This is a genomic window from Caballeronia sp. TF1N1 (assembly GCF_022878925.1).
In the GTDB taxonomy this organism is placed as follows: domain Bacteria; phylum Pseudomonadota; class Gammaproteobacteria; order Burkholderiales; family Burkholderiaceae; genus Caballeronia.
This window is the reverse complement of sequence record NZ_CP084626.1, coordinates 1463746-1484101: the sequence shown is the minus strand read 5'-3', so window position 1 is coordinate 1484101 and position 20356 is coordinate 1463746. Positions and strand designations below refer to the sequence as shown.

Below are 20356 nucleotides of genomic sequence, written 5' to 3'. Positions count from 1 at the left end.
ACGCCACGCGCGCGTGGCGTCAAGGGCTTACTTCGCCTCGGCCTCGATGGCGAGCGCCACCGCGTTGATCACGGCCGCGATGCGCCCGACATCGCGCAACTGGGTCGTCGACATGCCTTCGGTGACGAGATTCTGGTAGTGCGACTTCACGCAGAAGTGACACTTGCCGATGATCGACGCCGCGAGCGCGTACATCTCGAAGCGCCGCTTGTCGACGCCGCCGTGCGATGCATACGCGTTCATGCGCAGTCCAGCCGGCTGCGTCTTGAGATCGGCGTTGTCGGCCATCTCCAGGTACGGATACCAGACGTTGTTCATGCCCATCAGCGCGGACGCCGTGAGCGCGGCATTGACTTCTTCCGGCGCCATGACACCCGACTCGCGGATGATATTCACGATCTTCGTCGCCTTCGCGGCATACGCGGCGGCGAGCGCGACGCCGACCGCGTCGTTGCCTTCCAGCGACGAACGGGCGATCGTCCCGTCGACATTCAGGCGAATGTCTTTCGCGTAGTCCGGCACCAGCTCCTTGATCGATGACAGGAATTCCATGCGTTCTCCTTATTCGATGGCGTCAATAAAGCCCGCCGGCTTCCAAGCGGGCGCTCGAAAGAGGGCGGGCTACGGGCGTTGCCCGAGGCGCTTAAAGGCTCGTGCGATCAGAGCGTCGAGCCGCCGACCGCGCGATTGCACGGGCAGAGTTCGTCCGTTTGCAGGCCGTCGAGAATACGCAGCACTTCTTCCGGATTGCGTCCGACGTTCAGGTTATTGACCGAGACGTGCTGAATGACGTTGTCGGGATCGACGATGAACGTCGCGCGCAGCGCCACGCCGGCTTCCTTGTCGCGCACGCCGAGCTGGTCGATGAGTTCGCCCTTCACGTCGCCGAACGAGTAGTGGTTCAGCTTGTTCAGGTCCTTGTGCTCCCGACGCCATGCGAGCTTGACAAACTCGTTGTCGACGCTGCCGCCGAGCAAAATGGCGTCGCGGTCTTCGAAGTCCTTCGCCAGCTTGCCGAACTCGACGATTTCAGTCGGGCAGACGAACGTGAAGTCCTTCGGGTAGAAGTAGATGATTTTCCACTTGCCCGGAAACGACTGCTCGGTGATTTCTTCGAATGCCGACTGGCCGTTTTCTTCGTGGTGATTGAAACCCGGCTTGGCAGCGGTGACGGTGAATGCTTCGACTTTATCGCCAACGGTCTTCATGCAGTGACTCCTGTGTTCGTTGAAAGGACAAACGCAAAATGAGGCTACTGAATCTTCGTAACGCGGACATGAAAACAATCGTCATGCCATCGCGCTGCACAAATCCATATTAAGCGTATCACTAAATCGAAGCAATAGTATTTGACTATAACTTCAAATAGTTTTTGACGAATTTCCAGGAAACGCGGGAGGTGTCAGACGCCGTCGAAACGCGCGCCTTTCATCACCGGGAAATCGATGGTGACTTCGAAGCCCGCAAGCGGCGTGCGATTGCGCAGGCGCAACGTGCCGCGCTGACGCGAGACGAGCCGCTGCACGATCGCCATGCCGAGACCCGTGCCGTTCGCCTGCGTGCGCGCGGCGTCGACACGATAGAAGGGCCGTGTGATGAGCGCGACCTGGTCGTCGGGGATGCCGCGGCCTTCGTCCATCACCGAGAGTTCGACCTTGCCATGCGTGACGCGCGTAAGCACGGTGATCCGCGCGATGTCGTCCTGCTCGCTGCGCCCGTACTTGCGCGCGTTTTCGAGCAGATTGCCGACCACGCGGCGCGCATCCGTCGGGTCGCCTTCGATCACCGCGCCGGGCGCGAGGTCGGTGCGCATCACGACGCCTTCGTCGGCCTGGAAGCGCGCGACGAGTTCGCTCGCGATCATCGAGAGATCGACGGCCTCGGGCATGCGCTGCATCGGCCGCGCGTAGTCGAGGAAGCGCCCGATGATCATGTCCATCTGTTCGATGTCGTCGATCATCGCGAGCTTGGTGGCCTCGTCCGACGGGCTCATTTCGGTTTCGAGCCGCAAACGCGCGAGCGGCGTGCGCAGATCGTGCGAAATGCCCGCGAGCATCAACGCGCGGTCCGCTTCGAGCTGTTCGAGGTCTTGCACCATCTGGTTGAAGCTTCGATTGGTTTCCGCGGCGACGCCCATGCCGCGCTCCGGCAAGGGCTCGGGCGATTGTCCCGAACCGACCTTGCGCGCGGCGAGCGCCAGTCGCGCGAACGGCCGGTTCACGAGACTCGTGATAAACGCCGCGCCGAAGAGCGACAGCGCGAGCGCGAAGACGCCCCAGCCGGCCCATTGCAGACCGGTGACGGTATCCAGTTGATCGCGGTCGAGCGCAACCCAATAGTCGTCGTCGTCGATCTTGAAGCTGATCCACACGCCGGGAATCTCGTTCACGGATTGCGCGATGATCGTGTCGTTGCCAAGGCGTCCGCGCACGTCGCGCTCGATCAGACGGTTGAGCGATTCATCCGGCTGCAGGCGGTATTTGTCGGTGGTCTCGCGCGGATACACGCGCACGCCTTCGTTGCTCTCCAGATCCTGCAGGAGCGCGCGACGAAGATCGGGATCGGAATAGAGCAGGGCCGTGCGCGTGAGCTTGACCACGGCGACGAGCTGAAGCGCCACGCGCTGCGCGCGCGGCTCCCGCTCGATCACTCGAAAGCTCTGGAACCATGCCGTGAGACTGACCGCGATGAGCAGCGCGATCAGCGCGAAGGTTCGCCAGAACAGGCCGCCGAACGCAAGCGCCAGTAGCCGCCTGTCGATGCGCATGGGTCTATCGGGTTCGGCTCGATGGAGGAAAAAAAGCGTGGCGGACTCGCGTCAAAGCATGAGGCATCAGGCCGCGCCGTCGGGAATGAACACGTAGCCCAGGCCCCACACCGTTTGGATGAAACGCGGGCTGCTCGGGTCCGGCTCGATCAGCTTGCGCAGGCGGGAAATCTGTACGTCGAGACTGCGGTCGAACACTTCGTATTCACGGCCGCGCGCGAGTTCCATCAGCTTTTCGCGCGAGAGCGGCTGACGCGGATGCCGTGCAAACACCTTCAGCACCGAGAATTCGCCCGTGGTCAGCGGAATTTCCTGGCCGTTCTTGGTAAGCGTGCGCGTGGCGAGATTCAGCGCGAATTCACCGAACTCGAATACCTCGGTGGTTTCGGACGGCGCGCCCGGCAACTCCGACGGCGTCTGGCGGCGCAGCACCGCGTGAATGCGCGCGACGAGTTCGCGCGGATTGAACGGCTTCGGCAAATAGTCGTCCGCGCCCATTTCCAGACCGACGATGCGGTCCACGTCCTCGCCCTTGGCCGTCAACATGATAATCGGCGTGCGGTCGTTGCTGCCGCGCAGGCGGCGGCAGATGGAAAGACCGTCTTCGCCGGGCAGCATGAGGTCGAGCACGAGCAGATCGAAGCGCTCGCGCACCCAGAGTTTGTTCATCGACGGCGCGTTTTCCGCGACATACACGTTGAAGCCTTGCTCGCCCAGATAACGGCGCAGCAAATCGCGCAGGCGCGGGTCGTCGTCGACGACGAGAATTTTGGATGGGTTCTTGGTTTCCATGGCGGCATCTTAGCGCGTTTGTTCAATCGTCGAGTTTGTAACAAAAGCGAGTGTAACAGTCCGTTACAAAATTTACGGCGACTGTGGCACGCCCAAAAGGTTCTATGCGTACACTCCCTTACCTAAGCCCGCCATTCGGTAGATACTCCATTAGACCAGCGCGTCATTTGGCCGGACCAAGCCTTTTGAGACGTGCGCTAAAAGAATGAGGCTGTCCGGTTGTCGAGCAACGAAGGGAAAAACATGTTGGGAGCGCGGCAACGCGGACCCGTGCGCGTCGAGCGCATCTTCAAGCTAACGCTTCTCGCCAGCGCGCTCTGCGCCATCCTGAGCACGCACCATGTTTTCGCCCAGACGCCGGGCTTCGCGCGTCCCTCAACCGCTTTCGACACCACGTCCGACACCCGGCCGAATCGCTTCGACGGCCGTATGATTCGCGCGCAGCAGCGCTCGTCCAAGAACGGCAATCTTCCCGACCGCGACACCAAAGCCGCCACGATGCAGCCTGTTCAGCAGGTCGATCAGGCACCGCCCGCGCGTCCTCCGCGCCATACCGTCATGACCGCCGATGAGCGGCGCCTCTTGCGTCAACATATCGAAGAGGCCGTGCGCGATCTCTACAAGCGTTGAGCGCGAGCCGCGATGAACCGACGCCGCTTCATGCAGATTGCCAGCGCGCTTGCAGGTGGCGCGAGCGCGGACGGATTCGCCGCGGCGCGTGCGCGACGTTCGATCAAGACGTTGGTGCTCGTCGAACTCAGCGGCGGCAATGACGGCCTCAACACGGTCATCCCGCTCATCCCGCTCAACGATGATCGCTATCGCGCGCTCAGGCCGACGCTTGCGATCCCGCGCAAGCATGTCTTGCATCTGAATGAGCAAACCGGGCTGCATCCTTCCTTGCTCGCGTTGATGCCAGCTTGGGAAGCGCGCGAATTGGCCATCGTCCAGGGCGTGGGGTATGCGAGCTCCAGCCGCTCGCATTTTCGCTCACGCGAAATCTGGGATACGGCTTCGAGCGCCGCCGAATATCGCCGCGATGGCTGGCTTGCGCGTTCGGACGCAACGCGTGCGAGCGTCGTTGGCACGGCGGAGGCGGGGCCTTTCGCAAATGCCGGCCGCGCGGTCGAATGGATCGGGCAGGCACGCGCTTCGTTTGCCGCTTCATGCGATGCGGCGTCGGGTTTCATCGTCGGGCGCGCTGAACGTGACAAGGTCGCGCTCGTGCGTCTTACGCTACCGGGGTTCGATACGCATGAGCATCAGGCGGCCAAGCACGCGCGTGTGTTGGCGCAGCTTGCGGACGGGCTCGCTTCGTTGCGACGCGCGTTGATCGCGTCGGGCGACTGGCGCAGCACGCTCGTGATGAGTCACTCGGAGTTCGGGCGCTCCGCTCGTGAAAACGATGCGCGAGGCACCGATCATGGCGCGGCCGCACCGCAGTTTGTGTTGGGCGGAAGCGTGAGCGGCGGGTTGTATGGGGCAGCGCCGCGTTTGGATGACTTGGACGTCGATGGCGGCGTGAGCGTCGGCATCGACTTCAGGCGGGTTTATGCGACGGTTCTGAGCGCGTGCGCGGAGCTCGAATCGGTGGCGAGCCTGGGGCCGTCTTCGGACGCGCTGCCATTGATTCGTGCGTAGACGTTATTGCTTCGTTCTAACGGTCTTCCGTTTCCGGCTCGCGCCATTGAAGAGCCGCCGCTCACGCGTTCGACCCGATCGCTAGCCGCATTGGGCCTGCTGCGCAAGCGCTGCGGTTTATTCGCGTGCATTGGCCGTTTGCAGACACGAATGGCGGAAGCGGTATTCACGAGCGCCTTCGAATCGCGGTGACGACGTCAGCCCGTTGCGCCCCGCGTCCAATCGACGCGCCGAAGAATCAACAGCAATGAAAGGCGCTGTCCACGCACCTATCGCGTCCGCCAGGTAATCCAGAGCTTCCGAATTGGCGTTAGCGCTATCCGCTGATGCAGCACCTGAAAACCCTCGCGCTCGATCTCGTCGAGCAGCGCAAGCGACAGCGCCGCCTGCGAGCGCAAAACACGTTGCGATGAACGCTCGGCCGGCGGTATTGCGGCAAGCGCATCTTCGAGCGCACGTCGGGCGCGTTCGGTCTGGAAGCGCATTAGTTCCGTGAAGCTATCGCTGTATTTGCGATTGATGATGTCCGCCGCCGTCACGCCAAAGCGCTGCAGTTCGTCGATAGGAACGTAGATGCGTCCATGTCGCGCGTCGTCGCCGATCTCCTGCACGCGCTCGGCCAGCAACAGCGCCGAACCGAGCGGCGCCGCCCACGACGCGGCCTGCGCCGGATCGCGCGCGGTCGCACGCGCGACCGCCGTTCCGAACGCGCCGCCGGTCTGCTCCAGATAGCGACGCAGTCCTGGCCAGTCCAGATAGCGTGCCTGATCGAGATCCATGCCGAAGCCATCGATCAGCGCGCGGCCCGCATCTTCTAGCACGGGTTGCGCCGCGGACGGTGCGTGCGCCAGCAAGGCTTTCGTCACGGGATGCGTGGGTTCACCGGCATCGAGCTTGCCTAGTTCGTTTTGCCACCACGCGTGCTTGGTCCGCCCGATGGTCGGGTCGCTCGTTTCCTTCACGGTCTCTTCGAGTTCGCGCCGCAACGCATAGAGCGCGCTCAAAAGCGGCTGACGCGCCGTGGGCGCGCGACGGAGCGCGTAGTAAGTGCCCGAGCCTTCGGGCGCGGCTTTTTGCTGGCAATAATCGTCGAAATTCACGAACTGAGCTTGTGGGGTAGGCCAAGTGGGGCGGGGCGTCCGGCTTTGATTGTTCTGACGCATGAACGTGACGCGACGCCTATTTTATCCGCCCGCGAAAGGCTCCGCTGCCAGGCGCGGCGAACGTCTTCCCGATGCACGGTGATCGACGCGGATGTGCGCCGACCCACCGACGCCGTTTTCGCGCCGCGCAACACTGGGCGCTCGTGAACGAACCGTGCGCGCACCGGAGGCTGCCATGGCCCTCAGCAAGACCGAGAACAAGCAGTTTGGAGACAGATGCCTGCCGTTTCTCCTGAGAAGCGTGGCAAGCGATTTCGGCTTCGATTTTCGAGTGTGTCCGCGTCAGATGCACGTCTCGCCGACCATGGGACTGCACATCACGGCCAACCGCGCCAGCGATGCAAAGCTGTCTTATCCGCTGAACGTTTTCGTGTTCCTGCCGCCATCTAGCGTGCGGCAGTTTCTGTCGCATATCGACAGGCCGATTGCGGCAGCGCAAGCAAGCGAAAGGATGCCTGACGAGATCAAAAAGCTGATGGGGCAATTGGGTATCGATTTCGCCGGACGCTCGCAGGCCAAAGGCGAAGTGGTCATGGTGGAGTTGGGCGGCGTGTCTGTCTGACGATGCACGCTGCGGCTTCTTGCACTCGATCGCGCGTCGCAATTTGACGAGCCGCGCCGGAGGAGACGCTTTGAACCGTGAACGGATGCGTGAGCCGTGAATCGTTCGCTGTCGGGTGGCTCACAACAGACGCGACTATCCTCGAACCTGGCAACAATCGACGTCGAGGATTCCTGAAGATTCAATGCCTTCCCTGAGCCGAAATCACGCTCCCAGAAAGCTGTCACGGATTTTCCCAGACATCACCAGACGAATGCGTTAGAATCTCGGGCTCGACACACTGGACCGGTGTCGAACACGGCGAAACAGCGCCGGGCGCTTTGCGGCGCCACGCAACCAAGGTTGCGCGGCAAAACGAAACCCCGCTCGAAGTCGTGCTGCGAGGATGGCGAAATTGGTAGACGCACCAGGTTTAGGTCCTGACGCCAGCAATGGTGTGCGGGTTCGAGTCCCGCTCCTCGCACCAAACAAACCCCTTTGTTTCTGAAAGGGGTTTTTTGTTGGCGCTTGCCATTTTGCAAGCACCGACCTTTCACTTCGCTCCAAACCTCAATCGCGTCAACTGCTCCGCTTCGTTCGCCAGCAAGCGCGCGGCATCGCGAATCGCGACATCGAGCGTGATCGGGCCGGGCGCGGGCGAAAAGCATCCGCTGAAAAACTCCGACAGACGCGGCAGCGCCGCCGAATCCACCGCGCCCGACAAAAGCGTCGCCGGCACGCCTGCGTCCCGCGCGTGCTTGCAGGCGATGAACGGCGCCTTGCCGTGCAGCGTCTGCACGTCCGACCGGCCTTCGCCGGTGATGAGCCAGTCAGCACCCTCGAGTGCCGCATCCAGTCCGATCTCTCGCGCAACCACTTCGGCGCCGGTTTCGAAGCGCGCGCCCAACATATGCAGCGCGAAACCCAGGCCACCCGCCGCGCCCGCGCCCGGCTCGTCGCGCTTGACGATTCCCATCGCCGGTTCGAGTTGATCCGCGAAATGCGCGAGGGCGGCATCGATGGTCGCCACTTGCTCCGGCGTCACGCCCTTCTGCGGACCGAAGATCGCGGTCGCGCCGTGCTCGCCGGTGAGCGGATTATCGACGTCCGACATGCCGATGAACTCCGCTTCCTTCACGCGCGGATCGAGCCCCGACGCATCGATACGCGCGATCTTCGCCAACGCCGACGGCACCGGCTCGAGTTCGCGCCCGTTCGCATCGAAAAGCTTCAAGCCGAGCCCGACGAGCAGACCCGCGCCGCCGTCGTTCGTGCTGCTGCCACCCAGCGCAACGTAGAACGTGCGCGCGCCCGAATCGAGCAGGGCACGAATCGCCTCGCCCATGCCAAGCGTGCTGCGCTCCGTGACGGGCGTCGCCATGCCGTCCGGGTCCGTGATGCCGACTACTTCGGCCGTCTCGATGATCGCGCCGCCATCCGCTAGCAATCCGGTCGCCGCGTCGCGCCGGGCCGAAGCCGCGCCGCGCACGTTGAGCAGACGTCGTTCGCCGCCTGCGGAGAGCATGGCGTCGAGCGTGCCTTCGCCGCCATCGGCCATTGGATGAATGCGTATTTCGGCATCCGGACGCGCGCGCAAAATGCCCTCTGCAATGGCGTTGGCAACGCCCTCGGCGGAAAGCGAACCCTTGAACGAATCGGGCGCGATGACGACGACAGGGGCAGACGTGGCAGACGTGACGTTAGGCATGGTGTCTCGAATATTTTCTGTGTGAGTGGACGTTGAAAAGCCGAAGCGAAGCCCGATGTATGCGCATTGCATCGCGCGTCGCCATGCGTATGGCGCATGCGCTTCATGCGTTGCGGTAATCGAGCGCGCAACGCAACGCGCGCTCCTTTCGCTTCTCGTGATCACGCGCCGGCAAGCTTATCAGCGCTCCGCCCGCAGCAAAATAGCGAAGGTGCGATAACCGCCATCGCAGTGTCGCGCCGATAGACTCAAAATGTGTATTTCGAGCGGAATTGCGCGGAAAAACCGTGCAAATCGCTCGAAACGGGCCAAGCGGGTTTCGTGGTCAGAGGCCGCGCGATTTGTTTGCTAGAATACTTGGCTCTGCCGGCTGACTCGGCGTTGGCGAACATCTGGCGGTCGCGAGATGCGCTCCCTTGTCTCGACATGGCGGCGCGTTTTCGAAGCCCGACATCGCACCCGGCGCGGCTCATGCAGAACTCATCCGGACCCGCGCAACCAGAACCGCGGAAGAACCGAACACCGAACACCCGAATACTCTAGGACGATTGAAGCCATGGCTAACGTAGTTGAAAACCTCGGCAAGCTCGAACGCCGCGTCACCATCTCGCTGCCGAAAGACACCGTGCAGAAGGAAGTGGACTCGCGCATCCGCCAGTTGGCCAAGACCGTGCGCATGCCGGGCTTCCGCCCGGGCAAGGTGCCGCTCAAGATGGTCACGCAGCAATACGGCGGTCAGGTCGAAGCCGAAGTGTTGAGCGACAAGGTCGGCAAGGAATTCTTCGACGTCACGCGCACCGAAAACCTGCGCGTCGCGGGCCAGCCGAGCTTTGCGCCGAAGGTCGAAGCCGCTGCGGAAGACTACGCATTCGACGCCACTTTCGAGGTGTATCCCGAAGTGAAGCTCGGCGACGTCGCCACCGCGGAAATCGAACGCACCGTCACGACCATTTCCGAAGCCGAAGTCGACCGTACGCTCGACATCCTTCGCAAGCAGCGCGTGCACTTCCACGCGCGCGGCGAAGGCGGCGAGCATGGCGACGGCGGCGCGGACACGGCAGCCAAGGAAGGCGACCGCGTCACGCTGGACTTCGTCGGCAAGCTCGACGGCGTGCCGTTCGAAGGTGGCAGCGCGGAAGACTTCGCGTTCGTCTTGGGCGAAGGCCGCATGTTGCCGGAATTCGAACAAGCAGCGACCGGCCTGAAGGTCGGCGAAACGCGCGAGTTCGACCTTACGTTCCCCGAGGACTATCACGGCAAGGACGTCGCCGGCAAGACCGCGCAGTTCGCCGTCACCGTGAAAAAGATCGAGTGGCCGCATCTGCCGGAAATCGACGCGGAATTCGCGAAGTCGCTCGGTATCGAAGACGGCGATCTCACGAAAATGCGCGGCGAGATCAAGGACAACCTCGAGCGCGAAGCAAAGCGCCGCACGCAGCAGATCGTGAAGAATCAGGTCATGGACGCGTTGCTCAAGATTTCCGAACTCGACGTGCCAAAGGCGCTGATCGAACAGGACCAGGAACGTCTCGTCGAAATGGCGCGCCAGGATCTGCAACAACGTGGCGTGCCGAACGCTGCCGACGCACCGATCCCCGCCGAAATGTTCGCTGAACAAGCCGAGCGTCGCGTGAAGCTGGGCCTCGTGCTGGCAGAACTGGTGAAGGCTAACGAACTGCAGGCCAAGCCCGAGCAGATCCGCGCGGAAGTGGACGAATTCGCCAAGAGCTACGAAGACCCGAAGGAAGTCGTCCGCTGGTATTATTCGAATCAGCAGCGCCTCTCCGAAATGGAAGCGTACGTCGTTGAAAGCAACGTCGTCGATTTCGTTCTCGGCAAGGCCAAGGTGACCGACAAGGAAGTCAGCTTCGAGGAACTGGCCAGCGCAACGGCGCAAGCCTGACGCGTAGAGCCCGGGGGCGTGCGGGTCGTCGGACTGACGGCCCTCACGCCTTTTTTGCATTAAAGTTTGTGCGTACGCATGCCGTTCTACCGGATGCTCCTTCGTCGATCAGTATCCCTATTCCGAACAAGGAAATTGCATGACCTTTCGCGCTGAATTGCTCGACACACTGGCGTCCCACGCATCGCGGGACTTCGAAGCCCAGGCGCTCGGCCTCGTTCCGATGGTCGTGGAAACCAGCGGCCGCGGCGAGCGTGCCTATGACATCTATTCGCGCCTCCTGAAAGAGCGCGTGGTGTTTCTCGTCGGCGAAGTCAATGATCAGTCGGCGAATCTTGTCGTCGCGCAGTTGCTGTTTCTCGAGAGCGAAAATCCGGACAAGGACATCAGCCTCTACATCAATAGCCCGGGCGGCTCGGTTTCAGCCGGCATGGCGATCTACGATACGATGCAATTCGTCAAACCCGACGTCACCACGCTTTGCATGGGGCTCGCCGCAAGCATGGGCGCGTTCCTGCTGGCGTCGGGCGCAAAGGGCAAACGCGTCGCGTTGCCGAATGCGCGCGTGATGATTCACCAGCCGCTGGGTGGCGCGCGTGGTCAGGCGTCGGACATCGAAATTCAAGCGCGGGAAATCCTGTACTTGAAGGAGCGTCTGAACCAATTGCTATCGCATCACACGGGTCAGCCGGTCGAGCGCATTGCACGCGACACCGACCGCGACAACTTCATGTCGGGCGATGACGCGCAAGCGTACGGCATCGTTGACCAGGTTTTGCACAAGCGTCCTTAAGGCGTCCGGAACGACGCCGCGCCGGCTTCCACGAAACACGAAGCCGGCTGTTGCGAGTGGCGCATGCGGCGTCACGCGAAACGCGCCAAAACGCGCTTCGGACGGGCCACACAGGCGAAACTGCGTGGCCGGATCGAAGGGCGTATCATGTAACAAGAGTGTCCGGAGGCTCACACATTTATGGCGGACAAAAAAGGTTCCAGCAGCGAAAAGCTGCTGTATTGCTCGTTTTGCGGCAAGAGCCAGCATGAGGTGAAGAAGCTCATCGCTGGGCCGTCCGTGTTCATCTGCGATGAATGCATCGACTTGTGCAACGAGATCATTCGCGACGAAGCGGCCGGCGCGGCAGAAGAGGCCGGGCTGACCAAGTCCGACCTGCCGAGCCCGCAGGAAATCAGCGACATCCTCAATCAGTACGTCATCGGCCAGGAACGCGCGAAGAAAATTCTCGCCGTGGCCGTGTACAACCACTACAAGCGACTCAAGCACCTCGACAAGAAAGACGAGATCGAGCTGTCGAAGAGCAACATCTTGCTGATCGGGCCGACCGGCTCCGGCAAGACGCTGCTCGCGCAGACGCTTGCACGCATGCTGAACGTGCCGTTCGTCATTGCCGACGCCACCACGCTGACCGAAGCCGGTTATGTCGGTGAAGACGTCGAAAACATCATCCAGAAGCTGCTGCAGAACTGCAATTACGAAGTCGACAAGGCGCAGCGTGGAATTGTTTATATCGACGAAATCGACAAGATCAGCCGCAAGTCGGATAACCCGTCCATCACGCGCGACGTGTCGGGCGAGGGCGTCCAGCAGGCGCTGCTGAAACTTGTCGAAGGCACGATGGCTTCGGTGCCGCCGCAAGGCGGGCGCAAGCATCCGAACCAGGACTTTATTCAGGTCGACACGACCAACATCCTGTTCGTTTGCGGCGGCGCGTTCGACGGGCTCGAGAAAGTCATTACCGATCGTACGGAAAAAACCGGCATTGGCTTTGGCGCGAGCGTGAAGAGCAAGCAGGATCGCGATGCCGGCGAAGTACTGCGGGATGTGGAACCGGAAGATCTGATCAAGTTCGGTCTTATTCCCGAACTGATCGGCCGTCTGCCGGTTGTGGCCACGCTCGGCAAGCTTGACGAAGCCGCGCTCGTGAAGATTCTGATCGAGCCGAAAAATGCGCTGGTAAAGCAATATCACAAGCTTTTTGCCATGGAACGCGTGGAACTGGAGATTCGTCCGGCGGCACTGCAGGCCATCGCGCAAAAGGCCATTCGTCGCAAGACGGGTGCGCGCGGGTTGCGTTCGATCTTGGAACAAGCGTTGCTCGATGTCATGTACGAGCTGCCGACCATGAAGGGCGTTTCGAAGGTGATCGTCGACGACAACACGATCGACGGCGACGGCAAGCCGTTGCTCATCTACGAAGACGCACCGAAAGTAGCAGGGTCGAACTGAAGCAGGCTGTGTCCCGGCGAAAGGCCGTTCATGGCAACGTGAACGGCCTTTGTTTATTTTTTCGGTTTATTGTGGACGTTACTGACCAGGTCGTCGACTAACGACTTTTCCCTTCCGATAAAGGCTTGCAATAGCTCTTAACGGCCTTACTTACGAACGAACCGATTCCATTAATGGGGAAATGAAATGTCAGGAACCCAACTCCTCCCGCAGGAACGCATCACGTTGCCGCTGCTCCCGCTGCGCGACGTAGTCGTTTTCCCGCATATGGTGATTCCGCTCTTCGTCGGGCGGCCCAAGTCGATCAAGGCGCTCGAAGCCGCGATGGAAGGTGGCAAGCACATCATGCTCGTCGCCCAGAAAACGGCGGCGAAGGACGAGCCGACCGAAAAGGACATGTACGAAGTAGGGTGTGTCGCCAACATCCTGCAAATGCTCAAGCTGCCGGACGGTACCGTGAAGGTGCTCGTCGAAGGCTTGCAGCGCGCAAAGACGCTGTCCATCGAAGAACAGGAAACGCAGTTTTCCTGCGATGTGATGCCGCTCGAACCCGACCACGCCGACAGCGCCGAGACTGAAGCGCTGCGTCGCGCGATCGTGTCGCAGTTCGATCAGTACGTGAAGCTCAACAAGAAGATTCCGCCCGAGATCCTGACGTCGCTGTCGGGCATCGACGAAGCGGGTCGTCTCGCGGACACCATCGCCGCGCATTTGCCGCTCAAGCTCGATCAAAAGCAGCACATCCTCGAGATGTTCCCTGTGATCGAACGCCTCGAGCATTTGCTCGCGCAACTCGAAGCTGAAATCGACATCCTTCAGGTCGAGAAGCGTATCCGTGGCCGCGTGAAGCGCCAGATGGAGAAGAGCCAGCGCGAGTATTACCTGAACGAACAGGTCAAGGCCATCCAGAAGGAATTGGGCGAAGGCGAAGAGGGTGCGGATCTCGAAGAACTCGAGAAGCGCATCACGGCCGCGCGCATGCCGAAGGAAGCCAAGAAGAAGGCGGACGCCGAGCTCAAGAAGCTCAAGCTTATGTCGCCGATGTCGGCGGAAGCCACTGTCGTGCGCAATTACATCGACACGCTTATTGGTTTGCCGTGGCGCAAGAAGAGCAAGGTCAACAACGACCTGACCAATGCCGAGCGCGTGCTCGACGAAGACCACTTCGGTCTGGAAAAAGTCAAGGAACGCATTCTCGAATATCTCGCGGTTCAACAGCGCGTGGAGAAAGTGAAGGCGCCGATTCTGTGCCTCGTCGGGCCTCCGGGCGTCGGCAAGACGTCGCTTGGGCAGTCCATCGCTCGTGCGACGAATCGCAAGTTCGTACGCATGGCGCTTGGTGGCGTGCATGACGAGTCCGAGATTCGCGGGCACCGTCGCACGTATATCGGTTCCATGCCCGGCAAGATTCTGCAAAGCCTGACCAAGGTCGGCGTGCGCAATCCGCTCTTCTTGCTCGACGAAGTCGACAAGATGGGGATGGATTTCCGCGGCGATCCTGCATCGGCGTTGCTCGAAGTGCTGGACCCGGAACAGAACCATACGTTCGCGGACCATTACATCGAAGTGGACTTCGACCTGTCGGACGTGATGTTCGTCGCGACGTCGAACTCGCTCAATATCCCGCCGCCGCTGCTCGACCGGATGGAAGTCATTCGCCTTTCGGGTTACACGGAAGACGAAAAGGTCAGCATTGCGCAGCGTTATCTGTTGCCGAAGCAAAAGCGCAACAACGGTCTGAAGGACGGCGAGATCGAAGTGGCGGAACAAGCCATCCGCGACATCATTCGCTACTACACGCGTGAAGCGGGCGTGCGTTCGCTCGAACGTGAAGTGTCGAAGATCTGCCGTAAGGTCGTGAAGATGCTGTTGCTGAAGAAGGCCGAAGGCGCGGTGAAGGTCGATGGCACGAACATCGACACCTTCCTCGGCGTGCGCAAGTACGACTTCGGTCTGGCCGCGAAGGAAAACCAGATCGGTCAGGTGACGGGTCTTGCGTGGACGGAAGTCGGCGGCGATTTGCTGACGATCGAAGCGGCGGTCATGCCCGGCAAGGGCGGTGTGATCCGCACGGGTTCGCTCGGCGACGTGATGAAGGAATCTGTCGAAGCGGCGCGCTCGGTCGTGCGTTCACGTTCGCGTCGTCTCGGTGTGTCGGACGAGGCCTTCGAGAAGAAGGACATCCACATTCACGTGCCCGAAGGTGCTACGCCGAAGGACGGTCCGTCCGCCGGTATCGCCATGACGACGGCGCTGGTTTCTGTGCTGACCGGTATTCCGGTTCGCGCGGATGTCGCGATGACGGGCGAAATCACGCTGCGTGGCGAAGTGTTGCCTATCGGCGGGTTGAAGGAGAAGCTGCTGGCGGCGCATCGCGGCGGCATCAAGCTCGTGCTGATCCCTGAAGAAAACACCAAGGATCTGGCCGACATTCCGGACAACGTGAAGAACGCCATCGAGATCATTCCGGTTCGCTGGATCGATCGCGTATTGGAACTGGCGCTCGAACGCGCGCCGGCACCGTTGCCGGAAGAAGAAGCCAAGCCGCCAGTGGCCGCTGAAGCGAAGAAAGATGGTCCGGCTGTCGGCGAGTTCGTGAAGCACTGAGCACGCTTCATTGACGCTGCCGCACTTACGGCCCAAGTCGTAAAAAAAGACCCCGCGGGTTCACGCTTGCGGGGTCTTTTTGTTTGCGCCGACGAATGCGAGCAGTGCTTCCAAAGCAGATGAAATCAGGCGCAACCCTCGTTGACACTCCCGTTTCGGCTGCGTTTAATGGCCGCGCATCGAATCGAAAAATCGATGCTGCTCGTTTCGATACGAAACGACATCGCCTACATCGTGCCATTACAGATTCGGGGATCACAATGAACAAGACTGACCTGATCGACCATATCGCGGAGCAAGCCGATCTTTCCAAGGCGGCAGCGGGGCGTGCACTCGAAGCCGTGATCGGCGGCGTGAGCGCGACCTTGAAGAAGGGCGGAACGGTGACGCTCGTGGGGTTCGGAACCTTTGCCGTGGGCAAGCGCGTGGCGCGTACGGGACGCAATCCGCGCACGGGCGCGGCCATCAAGATCAAGGCGGCCAAGGTGCCGAAATTTCGGCCTGGCAAAGCGCTGAAGGATGCGCTAAACTAGCGGACTCGCTGGATACGGCAACTCTTACATGAGCTGCTGGTTAGCGCGGAGTAGCAGATAGCAGCAACGCTTGAATCGCGGAACGGGTGCTTAGCTCAGTTGGTAGAGCGGCGCCCTTACAAGGCGTAGGTCGGGAGTTCGAGCCTCTCAGCACCCACCAGTTTCCGGTTCACAGCACTTAGGGTTGAGCATCAAGCAAGGAGCGGTAGTTCAGTTGGTTAGAATACCGGCCTGTCACGCCGGGGGTCGCGGGTTCGAGTCCCGTCCGCTCCGCCAGGATCGACTGAAAGAGTCCCGCAAGTCACAAGCTTGCGGGACTTTCTCTTTTCCGCTTCTTGATTAAGATTCCGAAGCAATTTACAGCGTCGACGCGTCTCGTGCATCGCCAAATTTGCAGGCATTGCGATAATGCCGCCGAATCTTCCGCATGAACGGTTAAGCCTTTGAGTATGAAGGATTTTCCGCTTCGTGGAACATAGACGGACCATCAAACGCGGCGCCCATCGGAAGCCTTACACCCCGACTTGTCGCCTTTTCCCCTCGCGCTGTTGTAATATCGAGCGTTTTGTTCTAACCACGCAGCGCTACGCATGCTCGACTTCTTCCGTAATCACCAGCGCCTGATGATGGCCCTGCTGATCCTGATCATCGTGCCGGGTCTCGGCATTGTCGGGATTCAGGGTTTCAGCAACTTTTTCGACGAAAGCGCTTACGTCGCCAGCGTGAACGGTCACAAGATCACGCGCCCCGAATTCGATAACGCCTTCCGCCAGCAGGTGGATCGCGCGCGCTCCATGCTTGGCGCTCAGTTCGACGCCCGCATGTTCGACACGCCCGAAGCGCGCGCCGCCATGGTCGACAGTCTCGTGCAACAGCGCGCGCTGTCGGACGAGACGCAACGCCTGCATCTGACCGCATCCGACGACGCCGTGCGTCGCGCGCTGCTGTCCGATCCGATCGTCGCGTCGCTGCGCAAGCCCGATGGCTCCGTCGACATCGAGCGTTACAAGGAAATGCTCGCCATGCAGGGCATGACGCCCGCGCAGTACGACGAGCGCATGCGCTACACAATCGCAAATCAGCAGATCCCGGCAAGCATTCAGGAGTCTTCGTTCACCTCGAAGTCGCTCGCGCAGAGCCTGACCGAATTGTCCGAGCAGCGTCGCGCGGTGCAGGGCATGTCGCTGCGCGCGGCGGATTACGCCGCGAAAGTTCAACCCACCGACGCGCAACTGCATTCGTACTACGACGCGCATCGCAATGACTTCGCGACGCCCGAGACCGCGACCATTCAGTACCTCGTGCTGTCGCCGTCCACGCTCGCGGCGGCATCGAAGCCGAGCGACGCCGATCTCAAGAAGTTCTACGACGACAACATCCAGCGCTACCGCACGGAAGGTCAGGTGCGCGCGAGTCACATCCTCGTGAACGCGCCGAAGGACGCCAGCGCGGCCGACAAGGCGAAGGCGAAGCAGAAGGCCGAACAACTGCTCGCGCAAGTAAAGGCGCATCCCGATCAGTTCGCGCAAGTAGCGGAGAAGAATTCGGAAGATCCGGGCTCGGCGTCGAAGGGCGGTGACCTCGGTTACTTCGCGCGCGGTCAGATCGCGGGCGGCAAGGCTTTCGACGACGCCGCGTTCAACCTGAAAAAGGGCGAAGTGAGCGATATCGTCGAGTCGGACTTCGGTTACCACATCATTCAGGCAACGGACGTCAAGCCGTCGGTTACGCAGTCGTTCGACGAAGTGAAGGAAGCGCTCGCGAAGGACTACGCCGCGCAACAGGGCAGCAAGGGCTTTGCAGAAGCAGCGCAAGGCTTCACCGACACCGTCTACGAACAGGCGAAGTCGCTGCAGCCCGCGGCCGACAAATACAAGCTCACGGTTCAGACCGCTACGGTCGGTCCGAAGCCCAACACGCAATTGCCGCAGGACAATCCGCTCAACAATGCGAAGTTTCTGGCGGCCGTGTTCTCGCCGGACTCGGTGAAAGATCACAACAACACCCAAGCCGTCGATGCAGGCAACAACACGCTGATCGCCGCGCGCGTGACCGACTACAAGGCTTCGACCGTTCCCGCGTTCGACGCCGTGAAGGACGCGGTACGCACGAAGGTCGTCGCGCAAGACGCAGCTGCGATGGCGCTCAAGGAAGGCCAGACGAAGCTTGCCGATCTGCAGAAATCGAAGTCGACCGATGGCTTCACGTCACCGATCATCGTCTCGCGCAACGACGCGCAGGGCTTGCCGCCTGCCGCGTTGAGCGCGATCTTCAAGGCGGATGCCTCGAAGTTGCCCGCGTACGTCGGCGTCGATCTCGGCACGGACGGCTATGCGATCTATCGCGTCAACGGTATCGAGAAAGCCAACGCGGTGGCCGCGGATCGTCTCGCCGGCGCGCAGCAGCAGATCGCGCAGGTCTATGCTCAAGCCGAGATGGAAGCGTATATCGACTCGTTGAAGGCGCGCTCGAAGGTCAAGCTGAGTCAGGCGCCAGTGCCCGCGGCCAATCAATAAGAAGCAGTAAAACGTCAGTCGCACCAAAAAGCCCCGTGTCCGAAAGGACGCGGGGCTTTTTCATTGCTGCCCGATGTAACCAGCAACAGTGTCCTTACAGGCAAGCCTGAATGTCGCCCGTCGCCTGGCTGCCAGCGGCACCCGATGCGCGGAAACCCACCCACGAGCCCGGACCCGACCACTTCGGACGCACCACGGCGGCTGCGCCATTCGGCGGCTGCTGACCCGGCACATAGACATCGACGGCCTGATCGTTGGCAAGCGTATCTTGCGACACGACTTGCTGTTGCGTCTTGTCAGCCCATGCGTGCGAGACGCATTCGGCGACCGCCTTGACCGGCTTGTCGCTCATGCCGACTTGCTGCACGCCTGCGGGCGGTTGAGCGGCGCATGCCGAAATCGCGATGGTCAATGCGACCAGAGGGAAGTATTTCACGTGACCTCCTTGTAGAGCGCTCTCTTGCGAGCGGGGTTATAAGAGTTACGCGAAAGTCTCAGATAACTGAATCTTGGCCGTGTTCCGCGTTTGTTGGAAAAGCTGTCGCGGCTGGCGTCTTCGTTGTTACGACGCACTTGCGCCCAGCAAGGGTTTCAAGCTTGGCCAGACGTTTTCTAATAGCAATGGCTGGGCCTGCACCGTCGGATGAATCTGGTCCGACTGGAACATCGTCGGCTTGTTTTCGATCCCGGCAAGCAGGAAAGGGACGAGCGCCACATTCTTGTCCTTGGCGATGCGTTCATAGATGGCGTGGAACTTTTGCGAATAGTCGGGGCCGTAATTGGGCGGAACGTACATGCCGATGAGTAAAACCTTCGCATGCGCCGCCTGCGATGCCTCGACTATTCCACGCAGATTCGTCTCGGTGGTGGCAAGCGGCACGCCGCGCAAGGCATCGTTCGCGCCGAGTTCCACGACTACAACCGCCGGCTTGATACGCGTGAGCACGGCGGTCAATCGCGCGCGTCCGCCGCTCGTGGTGTCGCCGCTGATGCTCGAATTGGCGACGCTATAATCGAGACGCTCTTTCGCAAGCCTTTGGCGCAGCAGGTTGACCCAGCCGGTATCGCGAGGCAAGCCGTATTCGGCGGAAAGGCTGTCGCCAAGCACGACGATTGCAGGCTTGTTCGTCGCTGCGTCTTGTGCATGCAGCGCGGAACTTGCCGCAAGCATTGTCAAGGCGACGCAAGCACGCGCGCTCCAGTTCTTTTTCAGGGTGTCCATGCAAAACAATATCGAGCCGGTCATCGAAGTTCGGGGTTTAAGCAAGCGGGTGAAGGACGCAACGGGCGAGCTCACGATACTCGATCAGATCGATCTGTCCATCGCGAAGGGCAGCAGCGTGGCGATCGTCGGGGCATCGGGCTCGGGCAAGTCGACACTGCTCGGCCTGCTCGCGGGTTTGGACAGCGCGAGTGCGGGCTCGGTTCGTTTATTGGGCAAGGAGCTTTCCACGCTCGATGAAGACCAGCGCGCCGCGCTCAGAAGCGGCGCGGTCGGTTTCGTGTTCCAGTCGTTCCAGTTGATGCCGCATCTCACCGCGCTCGAGAACGTCATGCTGCCGCTCGAACTGCGCGCGGAGTTGCCGCACGATCAGATTGCCGCACGCGCGCGCTCGCTGCTCGATCAGGTCGGTCTCGCGCAACGCACGGCGCATTATCCCAAGCTGCTGTCCGGTGGCGAACAGCAACGCGTGGCGTTGGCGCGCGCCTTTGTTACGCATCCGGCGGTGCTCTTCGCCGATGAACCCACCGGCAGCCTCGACGCCGCCACGGGCTATGCCATCATCGATCTCATGTTCGCGATGAACGAACGCAACGGCGCGACGCTCGTGCTCGTCACGCACGACGTCGAACTCGCCGAACGTTGCGATGCGACCGTGACGATCGAAGCAGGGCGGCTCGTCAATGGCCTGAGCGTATAAAAAAGCCCGCATCGGCCG

The 20356-nt window shown here is 61.1% G+C and carries 18 protein-coding genes and 3 tRNA genes; 13 read left to right on the top strand and 8 right to left on the bottom strand.

Features of this window, described 5'->3' with window-relative positions; all coding sequences use genetic code 11:
• Nucleotides 1-27: 27 nt before the first annotated feature.
• The 4 genes from LDZ28_RS06860 to ompR form a co-directional block, all read right to left on the bottom strand.
• On the bottom strand, nucleotides 28-552 hold the full coding sequence (locus LDZ28_RS06860; RefSeq protein WP_244827935.1) for a carboxymuconolactone decarboxylase family protein: 525 nt from the start codon (nucleotides 550-552) through the stop codon (nucleotides 28-30).
• A 107-nt stretch (nucleotides 553-659) separates the two neighbouring features.
• Nucleotides 660-1208 carry a peroxiredoxin gene (locus LDZ28_RS06855; RefSeq protein WP_244827934.1) on the bottom strand — a complete coding sequence of 183 codons (549 nt, stop codon included), beginning with the start codon at nucleotides 1206-1208 and terminating at the stop codon, nucleotides 660-662.
• Nucleotides 1209-1402: 194 nt separating this feature from the next.
• Complete coding sequence (locus LDZ28_RS06850) at nucleotides 1403-2767, bottom strand: ATP-binding protein (protein WP_244827933.1); 1365 nt, start codon at nucleotides 2765-2767, stop codon at nucleotides 1403-1405.
• Nucleotides 2768-2833: 66 nt separating this feature from the next.
• Entirely contained in the window at nucleotides 2834-3559 is a 726-nt protein-coding gene (gene ompR / locus LDZ28_RS06845; protein WP_008349770.1) for a two-component system response regulator OmpR, read from the bottom strand.
• Between the two features lie 243 nt (nucleotides 3560-3802).
• Between ompR and LDZ28_RS06840 the strand changes: the two genes are divergently transcribed.
• Entirely contained in the window at nucleotides 3803-4189 is a 387-nt protein-coding gene (locus LDZ28_RS06840) for a hypothetical protein (RefSeq protein WP_244827932.1), read from the top strand.
• A gap of 12 nt (nucleotides 4190-4201) precedes the next feature.
• A complete protein-coding gene (locus tag LDZ28_RS06835; protein WP_244827931.1) occupies nucleotides 4202-5200 on the top strand; it encodes a DUF1501 domain-containing protein in 999 nt (332 codons plus the stop codon).
• 269 nt (nucleotides 5201-5469) lie between these two features.
• On the opposite strand, the gene LDZ28_RS06830 is transcribed toward LDZ28_RS06835, so the two are convergent.
• Complete coding sequence (locus LDZ28_RS06830) at nucleotides 5470-6300, bottom strand: squalene/phytoene synthase family protein (RefSeq protein WP_244827930.1); 831 nt, start codon at nucleotides 6298-6300, stop codon at nucleotides 5470-5472.
• A 238-nt stretch (nucleotides 6301-6538) separates the two neighbouring features.
• Here LDZ28_RS06830 and LDZ28_RS06825 point away from each other — a divergent pair, with 238 nt between their 5' ends.
• A complete protein-coding gene (locus tag LDZ28_RS06825; protein WP_244827929.1) occupies nucleotides 6539-6925 on the top strand; it encodes a hypothetical protein in 387 nt (128 codons plus the stop codon).
• Between the two features lie 379 nt (nucleotides 6926-7304).
• Nucleotides 7305-7391: transfer RNA gene (locus tag LDZ28_RS06820), tRNA-Leu, on the top strand.
• Between the two features lie 66 nt (nucleotides 7392-7457).
• Here the strand turns inward: LDZ28_RS06820 and LDZ28_RS06815 are convergent.
• Nucleotides 7458-8612 (bottom strand): glycerate kinase, encoded by a 1155-nt coding sequence (locus LDZ28_RS06815; protein ID WP_244827928.1) that lies wholly within the window; start codon nucleotides 8610-8612, stop codon nucleotides 7458-7460.
• Nucleotides 8613-9168: 556 nt separating this feature from the next.
• Here LDZ28_RS06815 and tig point away from each other — a divergent pair.
• The 8 genes from tig to LDZ28_RS06775 all read left to right on the top strand — a co-directional run bounded on the left by tig (nucleotide 9169) and on the right by LDZ28_RS06775 (nucleotide 18416).
• Nucleotides 9169-10515 carry a trigger factor gene (gene tig / locus LDZ28_RS06810; RefSeq protein ID WP_244827927.1) on the top strand — a complete coding sequence of 449 codons (1347 nt, stop codon included), beginning with the start codon at nucleotides 9169-9171 and terminating at the stop codon, nucleotides 10513-10515.
• Between the two features lie 139 nt (nucleotides 10516-10654).
• Nucleotides 10655-11308, top strand: coding sequence for an ATP-dependent Clp endopeptidase proteolytic subunit ClpP (gene clpP, locus LDZ28_RS06805; protein WP_244827926.1), 654 nt, complete (start codon nucleotides 10655-10657; stop codon nucleotides 11306-11308).
• A gap of 180 nt (nucleotides 11309-11488) precedes the next feature.
• Nucleotides 11489-12760, top strand: coding sequence for an ATP-dependent Clp protease ATP-binding subunit ClpX (gene clpX / locus LDZ28_RS06800; protein WP_244827925.1), 1272 nt, complete (start codon nucleotides 11489-11491; stop codon nucleotides 12758-12760).
• A gap of 186 nt (nucleotides 12761-12946) precedes the next feature.
• Nucleotides 12947-15367, top strand: coding sequence for an endopeptidase La (gene lon, locus LDZ28_RS06795; protein WP_244827924.1), 2421 nt, complete (start codon nucleotides 12947-12949; stop codon nucleotides 15365-15367).
• A 260-nt stretch (nucleotides 15368-15627) separates the two neighbouring features.
• Complete coding sequence (locus tag LDZ28_RS06790; RefSeq protein ID WP_244827923.1) at nucleotides 15628-15900, top strand: HU family DNA-binding protein; 273 nt, start codon at nucleotides 15628-15630, stop codon at nucleotides 15898-15900.
• An 84-nt stretch (nucleotides 15901-15984) separates the two neighbouring features.
• Nucleotides 15985-16060: transfer RNA gene (locus tag LDZ28_RS06785), tRNA-Val, on the top strand.
• Nucleotides 16061-16099: 39 nt separating this feature from the next.
• A tRNA-Asp gene (locus LDZ28_RS06780) sits at nucleotides 16100-16176 on the top strand.
• Between the two features lie 314 nt (nucleotides 16177-16490).
• The gene (locus LDZ28_RS06775; RefSeq protein ID WP_244827922.1) at nucleotides 16491-18416 is read left to right on the top strand and encodes a SurA N-terminal domain-containing protein; all 1926 of its coding nucleotides are present in this window, start codon (nucleotides 16491-16493) and stop codon (nucleotides 18414-18416) included.
• 94 nt (nucleotides 18417-18510) lie between these two features.
• Here the strand turns inward: LDZ28_RS06775 and LDZ28_RS06770 are convergent, their stop codons facing one another.
• Nucleotides 18511-18852, bottom strand: a complete 342-nt coding sequence (locus LDZ28_RS06770) for a hypothetical protein (protein ID WP_244827921.1) — start codon at nucleotides 18850-18852, stop codon at nucleotides 18511-18513.
• Nucleotides 18853-18978: 126 nt separating this feature from the next.
• Entirely contained in the window at nucleotides 18979-19638 is a 660-nt protein-coding gene (locus LDZ28_RS06765; protein ID WP_370652113.1) for an arylesterase, read from the bottom strand.
• Here LDZ28_RS06765 and LDZ28_RS06760 point away from each other — a divergent pair.
• Entirely contained in the window at nucleotides 19637-20338 is a 702-nt protein-coding gene (locus LDZ28_RS06760; protein WP_244827920.1) for an ABC transporter ATP-binding protein, read from the top strand. The genes LDZ28_RS06765 and LDZ28_RS06760 overlap by 2 nt on opposite strands.
• The last annotated feature ends 18 nt before the right edge of the window (nucleotides 20339-20356 follow it).

Excerpts from the sequence above, each read along its gene's own strand:
- LDZ28_RS06860 (WP_244827935.1), bottom strand. The coding sequence starts at position 552 with ATGGAATTCCTGTCATCGATCAAGGAGCTGGTGCCGGACTACGCGAAA.
- LDZ28_RS06855 (WP_244827934.1), bottom strand. The coding sequence starts at position 1,208 with ATGAAGACCGTTGGCGATAAAGTCGAAGCATTCACCGTCACCGCTGCC.
- LDZ28_RS06850 (WP_244827933.1), bottom strand. The coding sequence starts at position 2,767 with ATGCGCATCGACAGGCGGCTACTGGCGCTTGCGTTCGGCGGCCTGTTC.
- ompR (WP_008349770.1), bottom strand. The coding sequence starts at position 3,559 with ATGGAAACCAAGAACCCATCCAAAATTCTCGTCGTCGACGACGACCCG.
- LDZ28_RS06840 (WP_244827932.1), top strand. The coding sequence starts at position 3,803 with ATGTTGGGAGCGCGGCAACGCGGACCCGTGCGCGTCGAGCGCATCTTC.
- LDZ28_RS06835 (WP_244827931.1), top strand. The coding sequence starts at position 4,202 with ATGAACCGACGCCGCTTCATGCAGATTGCCAGCGCGCTTGCAGGTGGC.
- LDZ28_RS06825 (WP_244827929.1), top strand. The coding sequence starts at position 6,539 with ATGGCCCTCAGCAAGACCGAGAACAAGCAGTTTGGAGACAGATGCCTG.
- LDZ28_RS06815 (WP_244827928.1), bottom strand. The coding sequence starts at position 8,612 with ATGCCTAACGTCACGTCTGCCACGTCTGCCCCTGTCGTCGTCATCGCG.
- tig (WP_244827927.1), top strand. The coding sequence starts at position 9,169 with ATGGCTAACGTAGTTGAAAACCTCGGCAAGCTCGAACGCCGCGTCACC.
- clpP (WP_244827926.1), top strand. The coding sequence starts at position 10,655 with ATGACCTTTCGCGCTGAATTGCTCGACACACTGGCGTCCCACGCATCG.
- clpX (WP_244827925.1), top strand. The coding sequence starts at position 11,489 with ATGGCGGACAAAAAAGGTTCCAGCAGCGAAAAGCTGCTGTATTGCTCG.
- lon (WP_244827924.1), top strand. The coding sequence starts at position 12,947 with ATGTCAGGAACCCAACTCCTCCCGCAGGAACGCATCACGTTGCCGCTG.
- LDZ28_RS06790 (WP_244827923.1), top strand. The coding sequence starts at position 15,628 with ATGAACAAGACTGACCTGATCGACCATATCGCGGAGCAAGCCGATCTT.
- LDZ28_RS06775 (WP_244827922.1), top strand. The coding sequence starts at position 16,491 with ATGCTCGACTTCTTCCGTAATCACCAGCGCCTGATGATGGCCCTGCTG.
- LDZ28_RS06760 (WP_244827920.1), top strand. The coding sequence starts at position 19,637 with ATGCAAAACAATATCGAGCCGGTCATCGAAGTTCGGGGTTTAAGCAAG.
- LDZ28_RS06765 (WP_370652113.1), bottom strand. The coding sequence starts at position 19,638 with ATGGACACCCTGAAAAAGAACTGGAGCGCGCGTGCTTGCGTCGCCTTG.